This is a genomic window from Sedimentitalea sp., assembly GCF_039973035.1.
Taxonomy (GTDB): domain Bacteria; phylum Pseudomonadota; class Alphaproteobacteria; order Rhodobacterales; family Rhodobacteraceae; genus Sedimentitalea.
The window spans coordinates 1-20,468 of sequence record NZ_JBDWLR010000018.1; the positions used below are offsets into that span (position 1 = coordinate 1).

General features: G+C 55.2%; 16 protein-coding genes. 5 read left to right on the forward strand and 11 right to left on the reverse strand.

The window, feature by feature from the left end; all coding sequences use genetic code 11:
- Nucleotides 1-246: 246 nt before the first annotated feature.
- The 7 genes from ABJO75_RS02665 to ABJO75_RS02695 all read right to left on the reverse strand — a co-directional run bounded on the left by ABJO75_RS02665 (nucleotide 247) and on the right by ABJO75_RS02695 (nucleotide 9,078).
- Complete coding sequence (locus ABJO75_RS02665) at nucleotides 247-1,113, reverse strand: hypothetical protein (RefSeq protein ID WP_348127370.1); 867 nt, start codon at nucleotides 1,111-1,113, stop codon at nucleotides 247-249.
- 137 nt (nucleotides 1,114-1,250) lie between these two features.
- Nucleotides 1,251-2,018 carry an SDR family NAD(P)-dependent oxidoreductase gene (locus ABJO75_RS02670; protein WP_348127372.1) on the reverse strand — a complete coding sequence of 256 codons (768 nt, stop codon included), beginning with the start codon at nucleotides 2,016-2,018 and terminating at the stop codon, nucleotides 1,251-1,253.
- Between the two features lie 183 nt (nucleotides 2,019-2,201).
- On the reverse strand, nucleotides 2,202-3,050 hold the full coding sequence (locus tag ABJO75_RS02675) for an IclR family transcriptional regulator (protein WP_348127375.1): 849 nt from the start codon (nucleotides 3,048-3,050) through the stop codon (nucleotides 2,202-2,204).
- 52 nt (nucleotides 3,051-3,102) lie between these two features.
- Nucleotides 3,103-4,815, reverse strand: coding sequence for a thiamine pyrophosphate-binding protein (locus ABJO75_RS02680; protein ID WP_348127377.1), 1,713 nt, complete (start codon nucleotides 4,813-4,815; stop codon nucleotides 3,103-3,105).
- A gap of 431 nt (nucleotides 4,816-5,246) precedes the next feature.
- Nucleotides 5,247-6,053: an IclR family transcriptional regulator gene (locus tag ABJO75_RS02685; RefSeq protein WP_348127380.1), complete on the reverse strand. Its 807-nt coding sequence runs from the start codon at nucleotides 6,051-6,053 to the stop codon at nucleotides 5,247-5,249.
- A 122-nt stretch (nucleotides 6,054-6,175) separates the two neighbouring features.
- The gene (locus tag ABJO75_RS02690; RefSeq protein WP_348127382.1) at nucleotides 6,176-7,099 is read right to left on the reverse strand and encodes an NAD(P)-dependent oxidoreductase; all 924 of its coding nucleotides are present in this window, start codon (nucleotides 7,097-7,099) and stop codon (nucleotides 6,176-6,178) included.
- 281 nt (nucleotides 7,100-7,380) lie between these two features.
- The gene (locus tag ABJO75_RS02695) at nucleotides 7,381-9,078 is read right to left on the reverse strand and encodes a thiamine pyrophosphate-binding protein (RefSeq protein WP_348127385.1); all 1,698 of its coding nucleotides are present in this window, start codon (nucleotides 9,076-9,078) and stop codon (nucleotides 7,381-7,383) included.
- A gap of 175 nt (nucleotides 9,079-9,253) precedes the next feature.
- Here ABJO75_RS02695 and ABJO75_RS02700 point away from each other — a divergent pair, with 175 nt between their 5' ends.
- From ABJO75_RS02700 to ABJO75_RS02710, 3 genes are read left to right on the forward strand one after another with little or no spacing between them, the layout of a single operon-like run.
- Nucleotides 9,254-10,273 carry a LacI family DNA-binding transcriptional regulator gene (locus ABJO75_RS02700; RefSeq protein WP_348127386.1) on the forward strand — a complete coding sequence of 340 codons (1,020 nt, stop codon included), beginning with the start codon at nucleotides 9,254-9,256 and terminating at the stop codon, nucleotides 10,271-10,273.
- Nucleotides 10,274-10,299: 26 nt separating this feature from the next.
- Complete coding sequence (locus ABJO75_RS02705) at nucleotides 10,300-11,253, forward strand: 3-hydroxyacyl-CoA dehydrogenase family protein (protein WP_348127389.1); 954 nt, start codon at nucleotides 10,300-10,302, stop codon at nucleotides 11,251-11,253.
- Nucleotides 11,253-12,014: an SDR family oxidoreductase gene (locus tag ABJO75_RS02710; RefSeq protein WP_348127391.1), complete on the forward strand. Its 762-nt coding sequence runs from the start codon at nucleotides 11,253-11,255 to the stop codon at nucleotides 12,012-12,014. The genes ABJO75_RS02705 and ABJO75_RS02710 overlap by 1 nt, the downstream gene beginning before the upstream one ends.
- Before the next feature lie 59 nt (nucleotides 12,015-12,073).
- Here ABJO75_RS02710 and ABJO75_RS02715 read toward each other — a convergent pair whose 3' ends face one another.
- From ABJO75_RS02715 to ABJO75_RS02730, 4 genes are all read right to left on the reverse strand, one after another.
- Nucleotides 12,074-13,150: an acyl-CoA dehydrogenase family protein gene (locus ABJO75_RS02715; protein WP_348127393.1), complete on the reverse strand. Its 1,077-nt coding sequence runs from the start codon at nucleotides 13,148-13,150 to the stop codon at nucleotides 12,074-12,076.
- Between the two features lie 10 nt (nucleotides 13,151-13,160).
- A complete protein-coding gene (locus tag ABJO75_RS02720) occupies nucleotides 13,161-14,318 on the reverse strand; it encodes an acyl-CoA dehydrogenase family protein (protein WP_348127396.1) in 1,158 nt (385 codons plus the stop codon).
- A complete protein-coding gene (locus ABJO75_RS02725; RefSeq protein WP_348127397.1) occupies nucleotides 14,315-16,516 on the reverse strand; it encodes an acetate--CoA ligase family protein in 2,202 nt (733 codons plus the stop codon). The genes ABJO75_RS02720 and ABJO75_RS02725 overlap by 4 nt, the downstream gene beginning before the upstream one ends.
- A gap of 129 nt (nucleotides 16,517-16,645) precedes the next feature.
- Entirely contained in the window at nucleotides 16,646-17,443 is a 798-nt protein-coding gene (locus ABJO75_RS02730; RefSeq protein ID WP_348127400.1) for an IclR family transcriptional regulator, read from the reverse strand.
- A gap of 214 nt (nucleotides 17,444-17,657) precedes the next feature.
- Here ABJO75_RS02730 and ABJO75_RS02735 point away from each other — a divergent pair, with 214 nt between their 5' ends.
- Nucleotides 17,658-18,269, forward strand: a complete 612-nt coding sequence (locus ABJO75_RS02735; protein ID WP_348127403.1) for a hypothetical protein — start codon at nucleotides 17,658-17,660, stop codon at nucleotides 18,267-18,269.
- Between the two features lie 19 nt (nucleotides 18,270-18,288).
- Nucleotides 18,289-20,367, forward strand: coding sequence for a 3-hydroxyacyl-CoA dehydrogenase NAD-binding domain-containing protein (locus ABJO75_RS02740; protein ID WP_348127404.1), 2,079 nt, complete (start codon nucleotides 18,289-18,291; stop codon nucleotides 20,365-20,367).
- Nucleotides 20,368-20,468 lie beyond the last annotated feature (101 nt).

Below are 20,468 nucleotides of genomic sequence, written 5' to 3' on the forward strand. Positions count from 1 at the left end.
TTCAGATGTGTTCAAGACCCGATAACGGGCCTTATCGAACTTGTCCCGATTGGTGTCATTGAATTTGTGGGGCATCGGGGCCGGTACTCGCTAGCGAAAGCGGAGTTGGTAGCTCGGTTGTACGATCCCTGCAACATTGCCCTGGCGGCCCAACTCTCGATCGCACCGCCTGAAATCCGTCTCAGCAGTACGCGCTCCAAGTCGCCGCCGATCTATGCAACAACGCCCAACAACGGCCGTCTCAGGTTAAAACTCGACACCTTTAGGCAGGGTAAGTTCGTCCGGAATGGAAACAACCTTGCGTGAGGTTAAATCCATCAGAGCCGAAAGCAATTCTCCCAAGCCGTAGACCTGTCCAGAGACCGCGTCTTCTATTTGATGGCAAAAGCTATATGTTTTGCCTTTTAACGCAAATGGATAGCTAATCTGACGCAATATTGTATCGGGTTCCGGCGATGCGATCTGCTTGTACTTCAGTTCCAGAACCACACGCCCGAGATTGCGTGCGCGCAGCCAGTTTTCTGTCGCTCCCACCAACGCCCAAGCCGATTGCCCGCCGTTGCTGAAACTTGAGATCAAGCGTTCAGCGCGCCAGACACCAGCGTGATCCAAATCATGCTGGAGGACATGGGTCATGCAGCTGATATCGGCGCTGGCAGTGGCGAGCATTGCGGCGACCTTTGTTGAGGGCGGTCGATGATCGACGCCCAGCCCACGCGGCCCGGCCTTGGAGAACTCCGCCAGTGGTCTTGCAATTTTATGCTTGGCTTGCCTGAAAACTTCATCCGCGTCGCGCTCAAGCCGGTCAAGTGAGATGCAGGACGGTGTCATCCCATCGACTGTCAAATTATGCATCAGGTAATATGCGCCATGGATATCGTAGACGGGTAAAGTCAGGATCCGGCCAGTATGGTCAGCATGTAATTCCCGATAGAAACGCGTATGCGCGCAGGTCATGGAAGCGCCTTCCAGCCCGTATTTCCGACGATAGTAATGGCCAGCTTCGCGGAACCGCTGGTGATAGAACTGCACATTCAGATGGGCATTTGAATCACACTCCCAAGTCTGAACCGTTGAGACATGTGTCAACTCCCCCGGTATTTCAATCTGCATTTCTATCCTCCAGTTATTCTCGCCAAGTGAATAGATTGCGGAGCATCACTTTTTTTGGTGTCGGAAACAGTTCATGCGCCAACTCGAAACGCCACAAGCCCCACCTGGCAAAATCCAAAGCGCTCCCTCTCGTCAGCTCACGATGACATCCCCTGCCCGCCGTTCACATCGAGCAACTGGCCGGTTATAAATCCAGCCTCTTCCGATGCGAAGAACGCCACCGCTGCTGTCACGTCTTCGACACGGCCATGGCGGCGTGTCGGGATAGTTTCGAGCACCCGTGCGCGCTGTTCTGGCGTTTGTCGTTCGCTCAAAAGGCGCTCGACCCGCGGCGTCAAAATCGCACCTGGACAGACAGCATTGCACGTGATCCCGTGCGGGCCGAATTCCTGAGCAAGCTGCAAGGTCATCGACTGCACTGCGCCTTTTGCCGCAACATAATTGGCACCGGTGAACAGGCTGCCGTAGCGACCTGCCTTTGATCCCAGATTGATGATACGACCATAGGCGCGGTCCACCATCCCGGGCACAACCGCGCGGGTCAGCCGAACCGCAGCGGTAACATTCAGGTCCATGACCCGCGCCCAATCCTCGTCGGTTTCTTCGACAAAAGCGCGCGGCGTGTGCAGCGAACCACCTGCGTTGTTCACCAATATGTCGAATGCAAAACCAGCTGTGCTGAGCCGGTTCATTGTGACGGCAATGTCTTCCGCATCCGTCAGGTCTACCTGCTCGAAGTGAAGCCCCTTGTTTTCGCTATTCTTACTTGCCTGCGCAATCGCATCAGCGCTTCGATCGAGCACCACTACCCGGGCGCCACTGGCAGCAAGATTGTCAGCAATTGCTGCACCCAAACCATCAGCCGCACCGGAAACGAGTGCAGTTTTGTCCTGCAATCCGGACATAATTTAAATCCTCCTGAAAGATAAAGACTGTGCTTAGCAATCTGAAAAGATCATACTTATCGGAACTAAATTCCACAATATTAAATTAGTACAAGTTTCCCCAAATGCTGAGGCGCAATAGGCTTCACGCTGACGCGTTGTTAAATCAGTTTAATCTCGATGCGGGATGCGACAGCACGCAACCTAGAACGACCCGCCGCCCAACGACCCAATTTCCTGCGCTGCGCTAAAGAGCTTCGGTAAATACTCGAGACGCAATCTTTCAGGAGACAAGTTGTGCGCATTGCCGCCTACGCTCAAAGTGTAAATATCCCCGGTGAACGGGTCATGCAAAGGGATCCCAATTGCGTTGTGTTCGCCACGCCATTCGCCGAACGAGTCAGAATGGCCTTGTCGTCTCATTCGATCAAGTGCGGACTGAAGCTCCACCTTCTTTGTGTTCTCCCAGTCGTTGCCGTGGAAGTCCGCAAGCTCTTCCATCAACTTTTCCCGCTCAGCATCATCGGCAGCGAAAAGAAATGCACGCCCCGGCGCCGACTCTGCCATTGGGATGCGTGACCCAACATTCAAGGACAAGGAGTTCGCTGTGGGCTGGCGGATAAGTTCGACGAACATCATGTCCAGACGGTCCCGAACGCTGAGGGCGACCACACATTCGCCTTGCTGGGCGATGTCTTCCATCCGGTTGCGCACCATTTCGCCAAATCCAAATCGGCCCATCACGGCGTAGCCAAGCGTTAGCACCTGATTGGAAACCGCATATTTGCCATACTCGGGCATATAACGCAGATAACCCAACTGCGTGAGCGTTCCGACCAAGCGTGACACTGTCGTTTTGTGAAGGCCTGTGCGATCTGCCAACGCTTGGGTGCCTAGAACGCGGTCTTCTGCCTGAAACGCGCGTAGAATGGACATTCCCCGCGCCAAAGAACTGACGAAGGGCCTGTCTTGGTTAAGGGCGGCCGCACCTATGTCTTGACGCGGCCGGCCCCGTCGCCGTTTTGGCGCCTGTTCTGGAGGGGTTTCGGTCATGACGCTGGTTTAGCCCAACTACAAAGCTGAGTCATCGCTAAACCGGCGCGGTTCACTTGATCATGTCCCCTTCCGGCAGGTCAGCATAGTCCGAACAATCGCGGTGGCTTGCTGTGGGATCGACCTTAACGTCAATCACAACGGGACCACCCCGGCTATGCGCCTCTCGCAACGCATCGCCCATCTGGTCGGCCTCGGTCACTGTGACACCAGATCCGCCCAGACCCTCGGCGACCTTCGTGAAGTCATGGTCCGCAAAATCGACACCAATCGCCTGATTTCCAAGGTTGTCGCGGACCATGCCCAGACCCGCATTGTTGGCAACGACATATACCACATCAAGCCCGCGCTCTGCTGCGGTAGCGATCGCGTCCATTGTCATCACAAACCCGCCGTCACCGATCAAACCAGTTACCCGCTTTTGTGGACAAACCACCTTGGCTCCAGTAGCTGCTGGTGTGCTCCACCCCATACCACCGATACCACCGGGTGCCACCAATTGGTGCGGATGCCGGAGCGGCAAACGCGATGTCGCCCAGATCCGGTTGGTTCCGGCATCAAGTGTCAGAAGATCGTCTTCGCTCAGGAATTCTCCGAGAGACCGCATGATATCGGCATAATGCAAAGTACCGGAGCGCGTTTCGTATTGTGGCAAGACACCATATTCATTCTCGTTTTTGATTGCCGCAATGCGTTCTTTCCGAGCAGCCACAAGCCGGTCATTCGCCCGATCCGTGGTTAACAGGTAGTCGAGCACATCAGATACATCAGCGGTAACAGCCTGATCCACAGGCAGAACCCAACCGGCCTGAAGCGGGTCGATGTCCACCTGAATGATCTTCTGGTCCCCCGGCCGCATCATGTTAGCATCCCGAAAACGGGTATATTCCGGTCCCAATGAACAACCAAGAACGAGGATCAGATCAGCCCCCTGTACTGTGCGGTTTGCCGCCGCAGACGCCCAATTCCCCATCATCCCGACGGCGACATCACAGGTTTCATCGATAGTGCCCTTGCCGTGATAGCTCGATGTGACTGCTACGCCGTCGCGTTCCGCGAATTCCTGTAGCTTGTTGCCCGAACGGCTCATATAGATCCCGTTTCCTGCGATGATAACGGGGTTCTTGGCTTCTGCGAGAGCAACCGATATCTTTGCCAACTCCGCCTGATCCGGTACCATCGGTGCGTGACGCAGATACCCTACGGTTGGGTACAGCTTAGCACGCTGTTCTTCTGCGACTTCTTGCTTGATGATATTGGTCCGCATGATCATCGCCGCTGGCCCTTGGCGGGGGGTCATCGCATGTTTAATCGCCATCTGGGTGCCATAGATCGCTTCAGCTGGCGTCGTTGCATAGGTCGCATATTTGGTCATGGTCTTCAAGACCGCAAACGCATCACCCGCACCATAGTCACCGGTCATTGTTTGATAGACACCCTGCTGACCGAACCCGTCATAACAGGAGGTGTCAGTCATGATGACCATTGGTGAAGAGGAGAAGTAGGCCTCCAGAATACCGAATGCCCCTGTGGAGGTCGCAAACGGTCCCTGAGCCATCAAAAGTCCGGGCTTGCCGGTAAGCTTGCCTGCCACTTGCGCCATGACTGAAGCGGATTGCTCGGAGCGAGCGAGTACAAGGTCGAATTCGTCCCGACGATCGTGGAATGCCGGAAGTGACCATGTGATACCAAGCCCTGGCAAAGAGAAGCCCTGCGTGATTCCAGCTTCCAGGAAAGTCGCGATTACACCTTCGTTCGTTTTCATAGAGCACTCCTCCTCAAGAGCATGCCAACGCCAAAAGAGCGCCGAAAATTTCACCATTAATTCTGCTATGCGCAATTATAGTTTGCAATAGTCATTTTACCCAATTTCGGAATTTTGCTTGAAATGAAGCAAAGATTGACGGGTTCTCTGGTTGTGGGGTACGCAGTCAGCTACATACATCGCCCATGAGACAACGGGATAGGTCGCTGAAATGGCTATGATATCCAGCAAACGTCATGCAATGACGCTTACCATGTGGCAGCGGTCGACCTAGGCGCGCAGTTTGTCCTAATCTATCGCAGAGCCCCCTGCTTTGGGTGGACCAAAGGAGTTAAGCCAACGCTGATTTATTTCGCTGTCGCGGCTATTCTTGAGCAAATGAAGACGTCGAAGAGAGGCCAATAGCTCGATAAACGGCGAAGCTCAGTTGCTCAAAGCATCCCGCGCGCAACCTTCGCAATCTGTTGGCTCACTTTCAACAGTCGAGGGGCCAGATCAGTCTTAAGCCTTTCTGTGGTGACGATTGATCGCAACCCACCAACGTTTATCGCATAAACCGGATAGCCGTCCTCACGACACACAGCGGCCCCTGCGGAGTTGGCTTCGGCGATCCAGTCGCCATCACTCAAGGCGTAGCCATGCTCATGTGCGAATTTAATCGCCTCTCGCGTGGATGCCTCGACGCGGGACCAGTCGTCACCATATTCTTTTGCAATTTCGGCCAATTTGGCTTCGCGTTCGACTGCTGGCAATGCAGCCAATATTGCCCGCCCCATACCCGTACTGGCCATTGGGATACGCGACCCAACACCAAGTCGAATGGCCATTGACGCAGGGGTACGACACGCATCAACGTAGATAACCTCGTTGCCATTCGCGCACCCCAGGTAAACGCTCGCATCAGCATACTCGGCCAGTTCCTGCATATACGGTCGCGCAATATCGCGGATCTCCATTTGCGCAAGCACATCATAGCCAAGCGTCAATACGGCTGGGCCGAGAGCATATCGCCCCGACGCCTCGTCATGCACCAGATATCCAAGTTCTAACAGCGTGAACGTCAGCCGCGAAACTGTGGCCTTGGACAAGCTCAACCGGGAAGCGATTTCCGCATTGCTAATGGGTCGATTGTCAGGCCCGAACACCTTCAAAACCGCCAGTCCCCGCGAAAGGCCGGAATTTATCCTGTAATCCTTTAGTCCGCTTTCAGCAGGGGGAGCTTCTTTTCGTTTGACCAATCTAGCGTCCCATCAAGTTCTGTTCGGGGGAAATTCAGTGCTATAGATTTATCGACAAGCCACTTACAAAACAACCCTCGACGGGCTAGGGTACATCGTTCACGGACATCCCGTTTGTTGCATCACGAACGCGCCGCAATTTCGCGATAAAGCTGAATAGTTTCCGCAATTCCTTGGGAAAGTGGATACTCGGAAAACTCGCCGATAACTGATTTGAGTGCCGATGTATCAAAGCCATCGCTAGGCGACACGCGCACGGTCTCTGCACAGCTAAGTTGCGCATTCGGAACAAATTCTTTGATTGCGTTTATCACTTCAAGCGTCGAGTGGGTTATGTCCGTAATGTCAGACAGGAGCGCTCCGTTCCACGTCGATGATGCAGCACGGACGAACACATCAGCTACGTTAGCTGCATATTGAAAACAGCTGCTTGTAGAAAAGGGGATCTCGTACGTCTCGCCCAAAGCCGCAGCCTCGATCGCACGGGTAATCGCCGATGTTTCACCGTCGTCGCGGCCAACGCCGTAGACCACATAGGGACGCAGGCCCAGACTTGGCAATTTGTGATCTTCCCAGTAAATCCGAGCAATATCTTCATCGGCTTTCTTGAAAACGCCGTAGAGATTGGAGGGCCCGTTCGCAGCGCCGCGCGGCTTGGCTGCGATCGAGCTGGTATAGAGGACGCGCTCAATATCGAATTTTCGGGCCGCCTCGAGGACATTGATATGCCCGCCAATGTTAATGGCCGCCCCAAGTGCGGGCATGCTCCGGCACTGGGGGATCTGCAGCGCGGCGAGGTGAACAATGCCCGTCGGTTGCGTCTCCGAGATCAGCCCTTCAAGGGCTGCCGGCTCCGTCACGTCACAGGTCCGGAAATCAACCAGATCGGCCGGCAAATCCGGCTTTATCAGCTTAAGACGCCGATGGTCAGTGCTTATGTCTGTGGCCACCACTTGGTGACCTTGATCCACAAGACCGGCGACGATCCAAGATCCGAGAAAGCCTGTAGCACCGGTAATAAATATTTTCTCTCTCGAGTCCGCCATCGGGGTCTTTCGTCATCAAAGGCAGGAACGGTGCAGGCCAGTTCACACTGACACTTCACACTTTAGCTTTTCATCTCAGTTTACGGTCTCGCGCTGCAAACTCTGGCAGGAAATCCACCGCGTTTCACTTTTAAAACACTATTTCATTTTTGATTCAAGTGGCTTTCTTGCGGCTGGGTGAAGACGTGCCTAACGGCACGCTGCCAACAAAAAAGCCGGATGAGGTAGACTCATCCGGCAAATGCGCTTTCAGGCGATCGTGTCTGCTGGTCGTTTTTTTCTTATTCGACAGGCGGCGACCAAGCCTCAGGTGCACGCGGGTAGATGTCAGTTACAACGTCGATCAACACCGGCTTGCGTGCAGCAATGGCTTTGCGCAGCGCCGGGCCGAGATCGGCAGGATCTTCAATCCGGACCCCTTCCACACCCATGGTGCGTGCGACTGCGGCAAAATCAGTGGGCCCAAAGCGGTTGATTTCGTCCGGATTACCACCGTCACGACCGTCATAGAACGATGCCACCTTCGGCGTGCCCTGCCCGAACCCCGAATTGTTGTTGATTACTGTAACCACCGGAATATTCCAGCGCTTCTGCGTTTCCAGCTCTGTCAGGTGATAATAGAATGCCCCGTCACCAGAAAAGCAAACTACAGGACGGTCAGGCGCTCCGCACTGCGCACCCAATGATGCCGGAAACGCCCAACCCAAAGACCCAGCAGCCCTCAGATAACTTTGGCCTGCATGAGGCAGGTCAATCATAGTCGCGGACCAAATCCCGGAATATCCGGTATCCGCGACCAGAACGCCGTTTTCCGGAAGAGCCTCTGAAATTTCGCGGCATAGATGCTCGACACGGATCGTGCCATCGCCGGGCTGACAAAGCGGTTCCATTTCGTCGCGCCAAGCCGACACGGTCTTTCCGACATAGTCTGCCCAGTCGACCCACTCATTATGCGCCTCGACCCTTTTCACCAGATCTGCCAATGCTCGTTTCGGGCACCCCCAGACCGGCGTCACATTCGGGTAATTCCGCCCGATCTCCTGCCCGTCGAGATCAAGTTGTATGATTGGCGTCCCTTGTGCAGGGACCGTGTAGTTGTTGGTCGGCTGGTCCCCCGCGTGACAACCCACGTAGATCACAAGGTCCGCCTCGGAGACAAGCGCGTTGGCCGGAGGTGCGGAATAGGTGCCTACCGTCCCTATATGTAGACGGTGGGTTGTTGGAATAATTGTGCGCCCACCCAATGAGGTAGCCACGGGGATGTTGAGCTTCTCTGCCAAGGCCGCCAGTTCGGCGTGTGCTTCTGCTTGGATCGCACCGGCGCCGACCACGAAAACAGGCCGTTCTGCCTTGGACAATGTCAGCGCTGCTGCCTGCACTGCTTCCGCAGAGGCTTGAGGCCGATGTTTGGGTAATTGCCCGAGTTCAGCTGGCGGCAAAACTGCATTTTCAATGGCGCCGCCTTCTATGATTTCTCCTCCAAGACCGTTGACATCAAGGTGCACAGGACGCGGCGAACCATCCGCAGCTTCGCGGAACGCTTGCGGGAGTAGATGCTGTATTTCCCGCGCTTCGCTTATGTCCATTGACGCCTTCGTGACGGAGGCGAATAGCGGTGTATGCGGCACTTCCTGATACGCGTTGCGATAGCGAAGCATCGGCTCCTTGCGTCCGGTCAACGCCACAACTGGCGCACGATGAAGATACGCGTCCTGCAAACCAGCTGCCAGATTTGCGGCTCCTACCGATTGCGCCATGCAGACCCCAACACGCCCGCCTACTCTCGCGTAACCATCGGCCATATAAGCCGCGGACTTTTCCGAATGAGCCAGGATTCGCGAGATACCCAAATCTTCCATTTCGACGAGCGTGGGCCTCAACATTGCATCCATGAAAAAGACGTGGCTGACACCAAGCTGACTAAAAGATTCTGCGATGAATCGCGCACCGGTTATTTGGGTTGGCTTTTCAGCTGCCATTCTGGTTTCCCTTCATTATGAAAGCGCTTTCATCACATTCATATTGCAAATACTGCCAATTTTGCAAGAAAAAAGACTATTTGATGTGTAATCCTTCAAAAATTTGAAATCGCTTGCAAATTGGTAAAACCTGCCTATCCTCTGCGGGACTTGGTCATTTTCAAAGGCTTTCCACGTGACGCATCGGAACAAACCAGCCCCGCAGCGCGTCCGCATGGAGGATGTGGCGCGGATTGCTGGTGTCTCCCCGGCGACTGTCTCCCGGGCTCTTCGCGCGCCTGCTTCTGTTTCAGATGTCCTGCGTGAACGGGTCCAGTCTGCGGCACAGCGACTGGGTTACGCGCCCAACCGCATCGCCGGCAGCCTCGCCGGTGCGCGCGCCCCCTTGATCGGAGTGATTGTCCCCAGCCTGACCAACTCGTTCTTCGCGGCCACACTTGAACGCATGACAGCTCTGCTGGAGCCCGAAGGGTATCAGCTTATGATCGGCCAGCATGATTATGACGTTGATCGTGAGGAGGCGATTGTCACGGCTTTTTCCAGCTGGAATCCGGCGGCGCTTGTTATCACCGGACGAGAGCACACGCGGGGTACGTTAGGCATTCTGTCCAAAGCGACAAGTCCGGTCGTTGAGATGTGGGACTACGGTGAGCGGCCCATAGATATTGGCATCGGTTTCTCTAACGCCACTGCCGGTCATATTGCAGCCCAGCATTTCGTGGACACCGGGTGCAGGTCAGCGGCCTTTATTGGCGCAATCCTGGGCAAGGACGGTCGGGCGCGAGCACGAGCGGACGGTTTTCAAGATAGATTCCAGCAGCTGACAGGAATATCGCCCAACCTACTATCTGCGGACAGTCGCGACCTTGGCGAAGGGGGTAACGCGTTGAGGCAAGTGCTTGCAGAACAACCCGAAACCCAAGCCATCGCGTTTTCTGGTGATATGCTGGCACTGGGCGCAATGTTCGAAGCCAGCCGGATGGGATTAGCTATCCCTGACGATCTCAAAATTCTTGGCTACGGCGATCTGGATATTGGGCCATTCACCAATCCACCGCTTAGTACAATACGCCCGCCACGACGCGAAATTGCCGACAAAGTCGTTGAACAAATATTGCACCGTTTTGCAGAACCGGACGCGGACGGCATCAACATCGATCTTGGTGTCCAACTCATCCGACGTGAAACCGCCTGAATCCAACCGTATTCCAGGAAACCCCAATGACCTTAGAAATCCAGAATGTTGCTGTGATCGGCGCCGGTACAATGGGCCATGCTTTGGCATTAGTCCACGGATTGGGCGGATGCGATACCACCCTTTACGATCGCGATCCGGTTGTGCTTGCCAACGCGGTGGACCTTATCGCTGCTGCATGCAAAACCCTTGTCGAAGCTGGAACCATCACCGATGACGAAGCAATCGACGCACAGGATCACATCGTAATCGTTGAAAGCCTGCAATATGCAGTAGAAGACGGAGATCTTGTCGTTGAGGCCGTGGTTGAAAAACCAGATATAAAACGTGCAGTTTTCGAAGAAATCGACCGCTACGCTCCGGCCCAAACAATTATTGCAAGCAACACATCCTATCTGGACATCTTCCCGCTGGTGCCCGACGCACGACAAAGCACTGCCGCGGTCGCCCATTGGTACACACCTCCCTATATCATTGATCTAGTTGACCTGTCTCCCGGCCCACAAACGCACCCAGAAATCATCCCCGGTCTGAAATCCCTTTATGAGAGATTTGGCAAAGCTCCGTTGGTTTTTGACCGTCTCGTTCCGGGCTATGTCGCCAACCGGTTACAAGCTGCGCTGAACCTTGAGTGTTTGCGTATGATCGATGAGGGCTGGGTAAAGGCAGAGGATATAGACTATTCCATACGTTATGGACTGGTCGAACGGCTGGCAGTTCTCGGGCACATGTGCAAAATGGATTACACCGGCTTGGCGATGGTCCGAAACGGCATTGCAGGGCAAACCTATCAGCCACCTGAAAACACGGGTGCGACCCCTGCGCTTGACCGCCTCATCGAAGCCGGCCGCAACGGTGTAAATTCCGGTTCCGGATTCTACGATTATGGCGACACACCAGCCGAGACGCTGTTCCAAAACCGTGATTTGCGGCTCCTGCAGTTCAAGGCTTTTCTCAACTCATTCGAAGGAGACGAATAATGATTACGGCTGATCTAGCCGGCAAGCGGGCTTTGGTCACGGGGGGTGCTTCGGGCATCGGGCTTGCCATCGTCACGATGCTGGCCCGCATGGGCGCAAAGGTTGCAATCAACCACCTCGAAGATGACCCTGCCGGTGCCGCCAAAGTAGCGGAGCTATCCGAACAGGGCCTTGACGTGATTGCCACGCCGGGGAACATCTCCATCCCTGGCTCCGCCGAAAAGATGGTTGAAACCGCAATTGCCCAAATGAGTGGCATCGATTACCTTGTGAACAACGCGGGCACGTCCGGAACAAGAGACAAAATCCCACCGTCCGACCTTGTCCAGATGACCGAAGATTTCTGGCAGCTTCTGCTGGGGACCAACCTTATTGGACCGTTTCGCTGCGCTCATGCGGCAGCAAGTGCGTTGAAAGAAAGCCGGGGGGCGATCGTCAACATGGCCTCGATTGCCGGAATTGGCGAACAGGGTAGTTCAATCGCCTACGCGGCCAGCAAATCGGGTCTCGTAAGTCTGACCCGCAGTCTCGCGCGTGGTCTCGCGCCTGAGGTGCGGGTAAATGCAATCGCGCCTGGCCAGACCAAGACACCCTGGACAGAAGACTGGCCAGAAGAACGCAAACAATGGGCCCGTGATCAGGCCGTACTCAAGCGCCGGTCTTCCCCCGAAGACATCGCCGAGACCGCCCTTTTCCTGTGTGCCGGTGCAAGCATGGTAACGGGCCATGTTCTTGTCGTTGATGGCGGAATGACCCTTTGACTCAAAGAGCCGAGGCCGGGACTAAATTCCGGCTTACGCCCTCTCCCGTCCCCGACTAGTCAGGCAGCAGATCGGAACCGCTTCAAGTGGTCACTTCGATTTCCACCGATCTGGGTCAACACCAAAAGACGTTTCACCCTTTGGCCGACCCGCAGCTCATCCGTCACGCCCATACCGCCATGCAATTGCACCGCGTCACGCAACACAGCACGCGCATTTTCAGCAACTTTGATCCGTGCAGCCAACACGAGATGCCGCCGGTATGCACCATCCATGGCGTCCATCGCCGCCGCGGCCAGTTGGACCATCGACTGTGCCTCTTCGTGTTTGATAAAAATGTCAGCCATTCGATGTTGCACCGCCTGAAACCGGCCTATGGGGCGGCCAAACTGCTCACGAAGCTTCACATAATCAAGAGTGTCGCGATAAAGGGCTTCAATAAGACCGGTCATTTCCGCAATTTGACCGACCATAGACATGTCGTCGCCATAGGCAACAGCATCTGCGCAGGCCAGAATTACTTCTGACTTGGCACACGTGACGTCGTCAAAAGTTATGCGTCCTGCCGCTTGACCATCCAGCAGACGAAACGGTTCAATCTGCACCTGATCACGGGTGACGCGCACCAGCAAACTGTCGCTGCCGGAGCGTGCGACAACCCAGAACGCATCTGCGAACGCCCCTCCGAGCACCAGTTCCGCGCATCCGTCTAGAACAAAGCTGTCCCCGGACAAAGTCGCCGAAATGGGCGATCCCGTCACAGTCACCTCAAGCCTATCTCCACTGAGAATGGCTTCCAGCGCCCCGACTGCACGATCTGCTGCCAATGCGCGGGCGATGGTTGGCGCACAATGCATTGTGACCTCTACAACCGGCTCAAGAATCATTCCAGCGCCCAGCTTTCCAAGAAAGGGCGTAATCTGTCCCACCTTGAGGCCAAGCCCGCCTACGTTTTCCGGTAACGGCGCCGCAAGCCAGCCCAATTCAGCCATTTCCGCCCAGCAAGCAGGCTTTGCATCAATTGGACCTTCCAGGATTTTCTCCCGCTGGGGCAAAGTGTATTTTTCGGTCACAAACCTTTCTGCTGTTTCTTTCAGCAGCAGGGCTTCTTCATCGGGAAGCTCGAATTGAATCATGGTTTACTCCTCAAAGTCCCAGAACCTGGCTCGCAAGGATGCCACGCTGAATTTCATTGCTTCCCCCGTAAATCGACAGTTTTCGCCAGTTCAGGAACTGGTAAGTCACGTTCTCGAAAGTATCTTCGACACATTGTCCGCCACGTTTGCGCAATGCAGCCGGACCGGCGATGTCCAACATCACCTCGGTTAGGGCTTGTTGAATTTCGGTGCCGCGCACCTTCAACAAAGACGTCTCGGCCCCAATTTTTTCACCCGCGTCGACCGCTGCCATAAACCGTAGCGTTGTCGCCTCGACTGCGATTATGTCAATTTCCAGCGCATCAAGGGCATTCGCAACTTCGGTGTCATTCTCACGTCCTGCAGCAACAGCCATTTCGCGGACTCTTTGCAGCAGATGTTTTGACCGCCCGATCCCGCCGATCCCAAAGCGTTCATGCTCCAGCAGTGCCTTCGCGTAGGTCCAGCCTTTGTTGATTTCTCCAACGACCATTTCATCTGGAACAAACACGTCATTAACAAATATCTCGTTGACCTCTTCGGTCCCGTCCATAAGTCGAATCGGACGTCGGGTGACATTTTCTGATGACATATCAACAAGCATCATTGATATGCCCTCCTGTTTTTTCACCTCAGGGTCCGTGCGCACCAAACAGAAAATCCAGTTGGCGTATTGTGCGTAGGTCGTCCAAGTCTTGGAGCCCGACAGTATCCAACCACCTTCTGTTCTGATCGCCTTCATGCGCAGCGATGCAAGATCCGATCCGGCCCCCGGCTCTGAAAAGCCCTGACACCACCAATCCTCTCCGGACAAGATTCGCGGTAGAAAGCGTTCCTGCTGCGCCTTGGTGCCGAAACGCATGAGGATTGGGCCGATCATTTTAAGACCGAACCCCGGCAAAGGCGGCGTATGGAGCCGGAAAAACTCTTCATCTGCGATCATCCGCTGGCGTGTATTCCATCCTGGTCCGCCATGTTCGACCGGCCAGGCTGGCGCGACCCAGCCAACTTTGTGCAGACTGGACTGCCACTGCTCGAAATCTTTTCGGTCCAGAGGGGCGCCGCGTGACACCTTGCGCCGCGTTTCCGCATCAAGGTTTTCGGAAACGAAGGTACGTAATTCTCTACGAAATGCATGGTCTTCTGGGCTGTTTAACAGGTCCGTCATAGGTCCGTACCGGCCTTGACAATCAGCGCGTCGACCGCAACGCAACCCTCGCCATCCGGCAATACAAGCAGCGGGTTAATGTCGACGCTTTCGATCTGATCTTGATGTGCCACCGCGAAATCGGAAAACTTCATTACCGCCTTTTCAAGCGCGTTGCGATCAGCGCATGGGTCACCACGGAAACCATCCAGAAGCTGGCACAAACGGGTTTCATCTATCATCTCGGCTATGTCAATCCGGTCCAATGGAGCGCGCCGCAGCGCCACGTCGTTAAGTAACTCGGTCATCACGCCGCCCACCCCCAAAAGGATCATCGGGCCGAAATCCGGGTCGTTCTGCATGCCAAGGATGACCTCCACGCCCCCCTTGACCATCTTCTGCACCAGACATGGCGCCGAGGCGCCATTCAGCGTTTGTCCATCTAGCTTGGAGCGAAGATCATGGAAGGCCGTCCGCACCGCCGCCTCATCCGACAGGCTCAACTTCACAAGGCCAGCTTCGGACTTGTGCTCCATCCCTTCTGCCAACCCTTTCATAACGACTGGAAAACCAATTTCATCGGCAGCACGAAGGGCTTCATCCTCGCTATGAACAAGCATTTCGCTGACCACAGGCAACCCATAGGCATCCAGCGCCGCTTTGGCAGCGTCTTCTGAAAGACTTCGCGCGCTTTGCACCAATAGATCGCGAGCCACTCTTGCTCCGTTGGCGTTAGGCACAGGTGGATTCGGGGCCGTGCGCAATTGCGCCTTCCGGCTGTGGAAGTCGACAAACTTCTTCAACGCTTTTAGCATTGGTTGTGTGCCGCGATAGATCGGCAGGCTTTTGTCTGCCGCAAGCAAATCCCATCCGGCCTCAACGACCTTACCACCATCATAGACGATGATGATCGGCTTATCAGCTGTCTTCACGAGATCAAGCACCGGCTGGATCAACCGTCCACGCCATGCCTCACGTACTTGGTGGATAAATACGACCATAATGTCGGTGTTGTCATCGGCGAGCACAACATCAAGACTTGCGCCCCAACGCTCTGGGTGATTGTTTACGTTGCCGGACAGATCTAGCGGATTGACCGGTGGCGTAAAGTCCAGAAGTGGACGCAAATTCTCCACCGTCTCTTCAGTGAAGTCAGCCATAGGAAGGCCAATCGCCTCACACTGGTCAGCCATGACGCCGCTCCAGCCTCCGGAGAACGTGACAACCGATACCCTATCTCCGCGTGATACAGGACATTTTTCAAAAAGGGCTGCAACCTCGGCCAGTTCGAGCGGATCGTCTACAGACACGACGTTGCGTTGTCTGAACACCGCCTCATAGGTGCGAAATGCACCAGCCATTTTACCAGTATGAGCCAACGCTGTACGCGCGGCCCGCTGGCTTCGTCCGAGCTTTAGAACAATAAGTGGCTTCTCAAGCTTCTGCGCCTGTTCAGTCAACTCAAGGAACCGGTCGGGGGTTCGCAGCCCCTCTAACGCCATGCATACAGACCTGATTTCGGGATCCTCGAGCGCCCAACGGGCGTAGTCAGCCGCTTCGACGTTTAACTCGTTGCCGGTTGAAACCACATAGCGCATATGAACCCCTTGGTCATGCGCCCGCGACAAGAGCACCATCAAGAGCTGTCCACTTTGAGAAACTAATGCAGTGTGCCCTGCTGACATGTCTTCGGGGAACGTCGCAGCTGTAAGTCCCATAAAACCGTTATTCAGGTTTGCCAGCCCCAAGCAGTTAGGACCACAAATCGCTATGCGGTTCCGGTTGGCGACCTCGCGCAGCGTTTCTTCCAGCGCCCGCCCTTCTTCCCCTGTTTCGGAAAAGCCCGAGGCAAGGATGACTGCCCCGCGCACGCCCTTTTGCCCGCATTCTTCCAAGAGTGATGGAAGCAGTTTCTGAGGTACGAACATAAGCGCCGAATCGACGGTATCAGGGATCGCCGTGACGGAGGGATAACAGGTCATCCCGTTCAGTTCGTCGTACTTGGGGTTCACCGGATAGATCTTGCCTGTGTAACCAAGACGCCGCAAAATCGGGATCGCTCCGCCGCTCCAGCCTTGTTCATTCGCACTGGCACCGATGACTGCAACGCTCTTTGGCGCCAACAGACCGGTTAAGCGGTCCATAAATTCGCGGCCACTTTCGTAACCTGTCACATCCAGTTGCGAGTCACCACCTACAGACAGTTCCCGATCAGCCATCAAAGCCACCTCCAAGCCAAATTCTTATGGCGTGTTATTGGCCAATGCGTCCTCTAGGTCAACATTTTTTAAAATGTGCGTTCGCTATGCGAACATGAAAGTGCTAGTCTAGGAGTCGCCACAATGATGCTATGGCGCAAGCGCCCGCCTGATTTGACTCCGGATAGCTTGCGCGGCGTTCAGGAGCGCAGAGGCGTATTCCTCCGCCACGCTTTCACGGGTAACGATGGATGACAGGCCCGACACCGACAGAAGTAAAGGGTCGCCATCTTCCACAACACGTATGTGCGTACCTATAGCGCTAAGCTCGGGCCACCATGATCCGAAGGAACTGGCATAACACTGTGCCGGATATCTCCCGATTTCCGTTTCGATCTCCTTGATCTGCGCGGAAAACGTCGAGGGCTCTTTCCGCTCGAGCATCGACAGCGCTTCGTTGCGTTCCGAAGGGTTCATGCTTGCAAGATACGCGCGGCCAATCGCGGTGGTCAGGATTGGGATGACGGCACCGACGTTCAAGTTTAGAACGATTGCCTCAGGCCGTCTGGCCAGCTCTATATAGCGGATGCCTTGATCTACTGGGACGCCAAGAGCCACGGAAATAGGGCCGGCTTCAGACAAAGTGGTCATGATCGGGCGCGCGACATCTTGAATAGCAGACGCGATAAAAGCGCCTCTGCTAAGCTCCAGCACACGCGGTGTAAGGCTGTAGCGCCCCCCCTCTGAATGCAGGGCAAGATATTTGAGCCGACGAAGTGTGTGGGTAAACCGGACCACAGTCGGACGCGGCAAACCGGTGCGGTCGGCCAGTTCCTGATTACTGAGCATCCGGTCATCCGGACGGAAGGCAGAAATCAACCGCAACCCCCGCTCCAAAGACGTAACAAACTGCCGATCCGCTTTTGGGTCCGTTCCGTTTTCCGCCATATGCCGCTCTCTGCTTGTGTTCTCGTAGCGTTAGTTAAGAACTCGGCGTCAAACAAGCCGTGCGTATCTCGTGTCCAGAATCCTCGTTGCCATCTCAATGGTCGAGTGCTAGCCGTAATATGAAACTATTGTTCGCATAGCAAACATCAATTGGACTTCGATTCTAGTGACGGACCGCTGCAGGTTTGAAGAACACGATCGTGCGTGAGGATAGATGTCTAGATTACCACCGGTCCGCCCGAGTCCTGCCTTTCAGCAAAAGGTTGCAGATGGACGTTTGTGGCTACAAGTCTGCGCCGATCGCGGAGAAGCCGTGGTCACGACCCTTGCAGACCGGGCGCGGGAGCTGCAGGAACGACGAGCCTTTTTCTTTGGCGGCGGCACAGCGGCCTACGCCCGTGCAGAGTCCGAGATGCCAAGCATCGCCACCATACCGGCGCGAGAATCCGGTGCACGCGCCTTTGAAATGGCCGACCTCACCCCAAGTGACATAGACATCCTGCAACTCTATGATGCCTTTACAATCAATGTGATCCTTTTCCTCGAAGACCTCGGCTCTTATCAAAAAGGTGAAGGTGGTGCCTTTTTTAGTGGAGGGCACATCGCACCGGGTGGTGGTTTGCCGGTCAATACCAACGGTAGTGGCCTCTCGTTCTGCCATCTAGGCATGTATGGTGTCTTCACCTTAATTGAGGCCGCTCGACAGCATCGGGGCGATGCGGGTGACCGGCAAGTACTCGCCGTGGATGCTGTCCTCTGTCACGGCAACGGCATCACGCTTTCGCATCAGGCAACCGCCATCCTTGGTTCTGATGCCGCGCTTTGAACTAGGAACAGGAACACTCATGCAAACCTATATCGAAACCGAAATACGCGGATCAATCGGTGTCATCCGCATGACCCATGACCCCGTAAATGCCTTGGGATATAAATTGCGCCACGCAATTTCCGAAGCTCATAGCGCCTTTGAAGCCAATCCAGATGTAGCCGCAACGGTTCTGACAGGGCGAGGAAAGTTCTTTTCTGCAGGTGCGGACATCACCGAGTTCAATTCAGGTCGCAAGAAGCCCTACCTTTCCGATCTCATTGCTCAACTAGAGAACGGGTCCAAGCCTGTCGTGGCGATTATTAACGGCATTGCATACGGCGGTGGATTAGAGATTTCTCTTGGGTGCGACTATATCTACCCCATATCGGGCGCCCGACTGGCCTTTCCGGAAATAAATATTGGTAACATTCCCGGGGCGGGCGGAACACAAAAGCTGCCGCGGCTTATCGGCGGCCCCAGAGCGCTCGAAATCATCCTGTCCGGCAAACCTTTTAGTGCCGAAGTGGCGCTGAGAGACGGTCTTGCAGAAGCGATCTCTGCCGATTTCGAAGAGGCGCTAATGGCGGTCCAGACCCGTGTGACCAAAGGTCTTGCGCGAAACCTTGTCCGCGACAAATCCGTTTCCGGCACGCCGGATGCGCTGAAACAGGTTGCTGCACAATTCCTGCGTCGCGCCCGTGGTGCGCTTGCGGCAACCACAGCGGTAGAAGCGGTCGAGAAATCCTATTCAACGCCGATTGATGAAGCCCTTGAGTGGGAACGCGAGACATTTGCGCGGCTCAATGTATCATCTCAGGCGAGAGCCCAGCGGCATATTTTCTTTGCGGAACGTTCTGCACGCAAAGTAGCTGATGTGCCTTCGGACACGCCTTTGCGCCCGATTAAGAGCGCCGGTGTCATAGGTGTCGGTACGATGGGTGCCGGGATTGCGATGTGCTTTGCTGACGCGGGCATTCCCGTGATGATCATTGAACAAGAACAGGAGCGTATCGAAGCCGGGCTGGCCGGTATTCGGAAATCTTATGAAACAGCGCGTGACAAAGGCAGGATCACCGATGACCAAGCGGCCGCGCGCATTGACCTAATCAGAGGATCGGTTTCCTTTGATGACCTTGGTTCGGCAGATATCGTTGTAGAGGCCGTGTTCGAGGCGTTGGATGTGAAGCGCGATGTCTTTGCCAAACTTGATGCGGTCTGCAAACGCGGTGCCATTCTGGCCACGAACACCTCAACGCTCGACGTCAACAAGATTGCCAATGCAACTGCCCGTCCGCAGGATGTCATAGGGCTGCATTTTTTCAGCCCCGCTCATATCATGAAGTTACTAGAGGTCGTCCGTGCCGATGATACTGCCAAGGACGTGATCGCCACCTCGATGTTTATCGGACAAAAGTTGGGCAAGGTTCCGGTATTGGTCGGCGTGTGTGACGGGTTCGCGGGCAATCGCATGTTCATCAACTTCAACCGCGAAGCACAAATTCTGGTCGAAGAAGGCGCGCTGCCCTGGCAGGTCGATAAAGTGCTAACTGATTGGGGGTTCGCGATGGGTCCGTTGTCCGTGATGGACCTTGCTGGACTAGACGTAGGCTACCGCATTCGCCAAGCCCGCGGGGCGCAATCTCCGTATCCGTTTACGACCGCCGACAGATTGGCTGAGGCAGGTCGCCTCGGTCAGAAGTCTGGTGCGGGTTGGTACCAGTATCCCGAAGGCGCACGCCGCGGCGTTCCCGACCCCGAAGTCGAAAAGCTGATCGCCGCGGTGGCCCGCGAGAAGGGCATTACACAGCGCGTCGTGTCAGACGAGGAAATACTCCACCGTTGCTTATGGCAGCTCGTGAATACCGGTTTTCAGATTGTCGAAGAAGGCATCGCGCAGCGTACCGGCGACCTCGATGTGATTTTCGTTAACGGGTACGGGTTTCCGAAAACCCGTGGGGGGCCCATGTTCTTTGCTGAGGAAACCGGGCTGGCACATGTAGCCGCCGCGGTGGTCAAATATCACAGCGAGATTGGCCCGCACTGGAAACCTTCAGCACTACTGCTCGAACAGGCAAAGCTAGGGTCTGGACCCATTGATTTCAGGCGAGCATCATGATTCACCGCCGGAAAACTGAGCGGTGATATGTCTGATCTTTTCTGGTTGAGCGACGCGCAGATGGCGCGTTTGAAGCCCTATTTTCCGAAGTCGCACGGCAA

Coding starts and splice junctions, on each gene's coding strand:
- ABJO75_RS02665 (WP_348127370.1), bottom strand. CDS start 1,113: ATGCAGATTGAAATACCGGGGGAGTTGACACATGTCTCAACGGTTCAG.
- ABJO75_RS02670 (WP_348127372.1), bottom strand. CDS start 2,018: ATGTCCGGATTGCAGGACAAAACTGCACTCGTTTCCGGTGCGGCTGAT.
- ABJO75_RS02675 (WP_348127375.1), bottom strand. CDS start 3,050: ATGACCGAAACCCCTCCAGAACAGGCGCCAAAACGGCGACGGGGCCGG.
- ABJO75_RS02680 (WP_348127377.1), bottom strand. CDS start 4,815: ATGAAAACGAACGAAGGTGTAATCGCGACTTTCCTGGAAGCTGGAATC.
- ABJO75_RS02690 (WP_348127382.1), bottom strand. CDS start 7,099: ATGGCGGACTCGAGAGAGAAAATATTTATTACCGGTGCTACAGGCTTT.
- ABJO75_RS02695 (WP_348127385.1), bottom strand. CDS start 9,078: ATGGCAGCTGAAAAGCCAACCCAAATAACCGGTGCGCGATTCATCGCA.
- ABJO75_RS02705 (WP_348127389.1), top strand. CDS start 10,300: ATGACCTTAGAAATCCAGAATGTTGCTGTGATCGGCGCCGGTACAATG.
- ABJO75_RS02710 (WP_348127391.1), top strand. CDS start 11,253: ATGATTACGGCTGATCTAGCCGGCAAGCGGGCTTTGGTCACGGGGGGT.
- ABJO75_RS02715 (WP_348127393.1), bottom strand. CDS start 13,150: ATGATTCAATTCGAGCTTCCCGATGAAGAAGCCCTGCTGCTGAAAGAA.
- ABJO75_RS02720 (WP_348127396.1), bottom strand. CDS start 14,318: ATGACGGACCTGTTAAACAGCCCAGAAGACCATGCATTTCGTAGAGAA.
- ABJO75_RS02725 (WP_348127397.1), bottom strand. CDS start 16,516: ATGGCTGATCGGGAACTGTCTGTAGGTGGTGACTCGCAACTGGATGTG.
- ABJO75_RS02730 (WP_348127400.1), bottom strand. CDS start 17,443: ATGGCGGAAAACGGAACGGACCCAAAAGCGGATCGGCAGTTTGTTACG.
- ABJO75_RS02735 (WP_348127403.1), top strand. CDS start 17,658: ATGTCTAGATTACCACCGGTCCGCCCGAGTCCTGCCTTTCAGCAAAAG.
- ABJO75_RS02740 (WP_348127404.1), top strand. CDS start 18,289: ATGCAAACCTATATCGAAACCGAAATACGCGGATCAATCGGTGTCATC.